A 4,976-nucleotide genomic window follows, 5' to 3' on the forward strand; every position below is an offset into this window, starting at 1 on the left:
AGCCGATGAGCTCGGACGTCGCTGGGGCGGTGAATTGGAACAGCGGCACGCGGTGGGGCTCGCCATCACTGGGCACGGTGGCCCGGTGCTGCGCCCGCAGCGTCAGCGCCTCACCGCCGTCGTCCAGGCCCGGCATGTCCTCGGCCTGACTGGTGCCGCCCTCGCCGGTGGTCTGGATGACCTCCTCGCGCATGGACACCTCCAGCGTGTGCTTCTCCTGCTCGCTCTTGTCGCGCAGCCGCAGCCAGTCCTCCATCAGCCGCGGCGCCGAGGCCCCCAGGGTGGGGCGCGCCGTGGAGAACAACAGCTCCACGTCCTTCCACTCCTCCTCGGTGTACTGCCACACCACGGCCTCGCACTCGAGCGTCACCGACTCGCCCGTCTCGGAGGGGGCGAGCGTGGCGCGGTACGCCGGCCGCCACACGGCGCAAGGCACCAGGTACGTCACCCGCAGCGAGACCGTTCCTCCCGCCGGGTGGTTCGCCTCCAGCTCCGCGGCGGTGACGAGCAGGGGCTCGGGCAGCTCGCTCCGGGCGATGGCCGACTGGGCCTCCACCACCCGCAGCCGCGTCACCTCCGCGTGCTTGCGCGCCAGGCGCAGCGCCTCCTCGGTGGAGGTGGTCTCCTCGCGCACCGTCTCGAGCTGCTCGTGCCAGGACTCCGGCTTCGCGCGGCCCACGCCGGAGTGCTCGGAGATGGCGCGCAGCACGTCCTCGCGCGCCACGTTCACCACCTCCAGCCGGGACTGGAGCCGCTGCACGTCCGCATGGGCACGCTTCCACTCGGCCTCCAGGTCCTCCACGCGCTTGCGCAGCTCCGTCTTCCGCTCGCGCGCGCCCACGCGGGGCTTGTCCTTCCAGGTACGGCTCACGCGGGCCTGCGCCACGGTGCCGCCGGAGAGCTGGGCCTGGAGCGATCGGTCCACCGCGAGCGGCGAGAGCCCCTCCACGCTCAGTCGCTGGGGGCCGGCGGGCAGCACCACGTCTCCGCGGCGCTCCACCAGCGCGCGATCCTCGAGGACGGTGACCTTCACCACGGGCAGATGGATGGGGGTGCTCATCACGTCCTCCGGTTTCCGCCCACGAGCATCTTGCTCGAGGGAATCCGTACGACCCACGTCGCGTTCAACGCCTGCGTCTCACCCGGCTGGAGCGTCACCTTCCAGGCCCGTTCGCCCTCCACGGGCGTCTCGCCGGGCAACAGCGCGCGCTTGCTCCAGGCGGGCTTCACCTCGGGCTCCTCCACCTTGATGTCCTTCTCCGCCGAGGGCACCGCGGGCACACGCTCCAGCACCTCCACGGTGACCCGGTGCGAGGCGCGGTTGGCCAGCTCGATACTGACGTGGTGGGTGAGCACGTTGGCACCGCCGAACATGCCGCCGGAGGCCTCGTCGTAGCGCGTGTTGCGCGACACCTTGAGGGATTCCTCGACGCCCAGGCCCAGCCGCTGCGTGGCACCGGGCGCGAGCGTGGGCAGGGGCGACGTCATCAGGAACTCGTCGCCGAGCGTCACGTCCACCGGGCCGGCGAGCAGCGCGTGCGGCGTGCGGTTCTCCACCTTCACGCTCCGGAAGGCGCGGGGCTCCATGGAGGGCACGCACACGAGCTCGGCGCTCAGCCCCACCGGGGCGGAGAACACCGGCACGGTGTGCCACACACCATCCGAGGGCACCTCGGCGCGCAGCTCCACGTCGAAGCGGTAGTCGAAGTGCGGCGAGGACTGGCGGGGAGGCACGGACCAGGTGGGCGGCTGCGCGTTCTGGATGGTGGCCACGGTGCGCTCGTACCGCGCCATGAGCGCGACGACGTCCACCCGCACCTGCACCGCCATCAGCGACAGCAGCTCCCGGGACAGGGTCTCGGGCTGGGGCTTCAATCGCCCGCGCTGCGAGGGGTCGTCCGGCGAGCCCAGCTCCAGGCCTCCATAGTCGAGCAGGTCCCCCACGGGCTCCAGCCCGGCCGGTTGCTGGAGCCGTCCCTCGGGGCCGCCTCCGTACGCGCCATCAGCGCTCTCGCTCGGCATGTCGAGCGAGTCTTCCTCGTCCAGGTCCATCTCCGCAGGAGCCTCGTCCGCGAGGGAGCGGCGCCTGGTCAGCATGTTCCCACCCCCCTTGGCCTTGAGCGCGGGTGCTGCGCCCGGGGCGGGAGGCCGGGAGGGCATGGGGGCGCTGGCGACGGGGGCGGCGGCGCCCAGGGCGGGCATGGACTGGGAGGCGCGAAACGGCTGGGGGGCCGGAGCCGGGGCCATGCGGGGAGGTGGCGGCGGCGCGCCCGCGAAGACCTCCTGGGGCACGGGCTCGGACGGCGGAGGCATGGCGAACTCGCGCGCCTTGCTGCGCTCCTGCTTGGGCGGAGACTGGCGAGCGGGGGGACGGGCCGCGTCGTAGCCGGTGAACAGCTCGTCGAGCCCCGGGGGCGGCTCGCGCCAACCCGAGCGGGCCGGAGGTGGCTGACGTCGCCCGATGCGCAGGGCCTTCAGCTCCGGCACCTCGGCGCGTCGCGCCAGGTCCGCGGTGGACAGGGACAGCCGCACGTTGCTCCAGTCCTCGCCGGTGCGCTGGAGGATGGAGGCGCGCATGCGCAGCGTGCCTCCGTCGAGCGTCTGGGGCATCCGCAAGTCATAGCCCGGCACCCAGCGGGCCCCGTGCACCGCGTATTCGAGCGCGAGCTGCACGTCTTCATCCACCGCGCCCACTTCCGAGAGCGAGATGACGGCCGCCCGGTAGAGCTGGGCACGCTGGCCGCGCACCGAGGACGAGCCTTCCTCCAGTCGTCGCTGGAGCAGCTCCACCTGATCGACCGCGTCGCGCTGCTGGCGCTCCAGGTCGAGCTGCCGGGTGTGCAGGGCGGCGAGCTCCGTGTCGACGAAGCCCGCCAGCGAGAGGATGGCGGTGAGCGACGACTCGCGGGGCTCGCTCGGCTCTTCCTTCTTGCGCGGGGGGAAGGAGGGCTTGAGCTTCTGGAGTGCCTGGACGTCGCGCTGCACGCGCTCCAGCTCCGCGGTGAGGCCGGCGAGCTTCTCCTGGGCCTCCTCCAGCGAGCGCTGCGCGGCGGGGAGGTCCGTCTCCGGGGGCAGCCGCACGTCGAAGGCGGGGCGGATGTCCCGGACCTGGAGCCCGTTGGGGCCCTTGAGCACGGCGGCCCGGAGCGAGCCCGTGCGCAGCCCCAGGGGCAGGCCCTCGATGCGAACCTGGAGGGGCAGCCTGCCCTTGTCGGAAGCCACCGAGGCCAGGCGCGTGCAGAGCGCGCCCTCGGCATGCACGGTGACCGCATCCAGCACGGACGGTACGACGAGCATCGAAGCCCCCTCGGTCGAGATTGCACCGGGAGGCTAGCCGGGATGGGGCTTGGACTGCGAGCCCCCGCGCGTCATCCCCGCATCAGCCCGAGCGACTCCAGCCGGTCGAACAATTCCTCCCGGCGCGCGCGTGGGGGCGGGTGGGCCTCCAGGAAGGCCTGGATGGTCCGCACCTCGTCGTAGCGGTACGTGAAGCCGGTGGCGGTCCGGAAGGCGCGCGCGTCCACCACGATGGGGTACTGCAGGTGGTAGAGCGCCCCACTCGGCAGCCTCGGCAGCCCGAAGCGACCGAGGAGCTGGCGCAGCACCATCATGGGCAGCGGCACGGGAATGCGCCGCGCCTGGCGGATGATGACGGACAGGGGCAGCGGCTGCGGTCCCGCGACGTTGAAGACGCCGCGCACCCGCTTCTCCACCGTGAGCGCGATGGCGGCGGCCACGTCCTCCTCGTGCATGAACTGGAAGAGCGGATCATACCCCGCGACCATGGGCACGCGCCGGCCGCGCAGGAAGGTGGCCAGCGTGCCCTGCGCCGAGGTGCCCAGCGTGTAGCTCACACGCAGCACCGAGGTGGTCAGCTCCGGGTTGCGCCACAGCGCCGTCGAGGCGTACAGGTCCGCGGCCACCAGGTCCGCCAGCTCCGGGAAGGAGGCCAGCTCCTTCGGGGGCTCGTCCTCGGTGTGGTACAGCGCCGAGTCCGGCGCGGCCCCGTAGAAGGTGTGCCGGCCCACGAAGACGGCGTGCTTCACCCCGTACGTGTGACAGTGCTCGAACACCGTGCGCGTGCCGCCCAGGTTGATGCGGTGGCGCTCCTCGCCCTGCACGCGCAGCGACGTCACCGTGGCCATGTGCACCACCGCCTCGGGCCGGAACGTGCGGAACACCTCCTCCGCCGGCCGCTTGCGCAGGTCCACCTCGTGCACCTCGATGTCCGCGGGCGCGTCCTCCCATGGCCGCGTGTCGATGCCCACCACCGTGTGCCCCTTGGCCCGCAGCTGAAGTGCCACCCGCTGCGCCACCGCTCCCGAAATGCCGAGGATGAGGACCCTCATGGCTCAACGCCCTTCCCAGCGCTCGTGACGGCGCCGATCGATGATGTCCGCGATGCGCGCCTTCACCTGCTCCACGTAGCCCTGGATGACCGCGTCGTCCTCGTTGCCCGTGCCCTCGAAGAGCATCGGCTCGCTGTAGTGGATCTCCAGCGGAACGGGGAGCGGGAGCGGGAGCACGTACGGAGTGACGGGGACGTAGGGCACCCCGAGCGCCTTGCCCACGCCATACAGGTTGGCCACCGTGGGGATGGCGGCGCCGCCTCCCAGGAAGCCGAACGGGACGATGGGCGTACGCGTCTTCAGCGCCAGCCGCATGAAGCCCGTGCCGAACTCCACCAGGTCATAGCGCTGGGGGTAGAGCTTCGCGGTGCCGCGCGCGCCCTCGGGGAAGATCATCAACAGCCGATCCTCCTCCAGCAGGCGGATGGCGTGCTCGGGCAGGCCGGGGAACTGGCCGCAGCGGCTAGTCCATGTGGAGGCCACCGGAATGGCGTTGATGAACTTCTCCGCCATGCCCTGCGCCAGCCGCGGCGGCTCCATCTCCAGGAAGCACGAGGTGACGACCATGGCTCCGTCCACCGCCACCCCGCCCGAGTGGTTGCCCACCACCATCGCCCTCCCGCGCGC

General features: G+C 72.1%; 4 protein-coding genes. All 4 read right to left on the reverse strand.

The genetic code is table 11. The annotated features are described in order from the left end of the window. Positions 1-1,060, reverse strand: a 1,060-nt coding sequence (locus tag VF794_RS11615; protein ID WP_331109704.1) for a mucoidy inhibitor MuiA family protein, incomplete at its 3' end; no start/stop codon positions are given. Then, positions 1,060-3,297 (reverse strand): mucoidy inhibitor MuiA family protein, encoded by a 2,238-nt coding sequence (locus VF794_RS11620; protein WP_331109706.1) that lies wholly within the window; start codon positions 3,295-3,297, stop codon positions 1,060-1,062. The genes VF794_RS11620 and VF794_RS11615, both read right to left, overlap by 1 nt. A 71-nt stretch (positions 3,298-3,368) precedes the next feature. Further along, complete coding sequence (locus VF794_RS11625) at positions 3,369-4,349, reverse strand: SDR family oxidoreductase (RefSeq protein ID WP_331109708.1); 981 nt, start codon at positions 4,347-4,349, stop codon at positions 3,369-3,371. Between the two features lie 3 nt (positions 4,350-4,352). Continuing rightward, positions 4,353-4,976, reverse strand: a 624-nt coding sequence (locus VF794_RS11630) for a 1-acyl-sn-glycerol-3-phosphate acyltransferase (RefSeq protein ID WP_331109709.1), incomplete at its 5' end; no start/stop codon positions are given.

The organism is Archangium sp. (assembly GCF_036389735.1).
Taxonomy (GTDB): Bacteria; Myxococcota; Myxococcia; order Myxococcales; family Myxococcaceae; genus Archangium.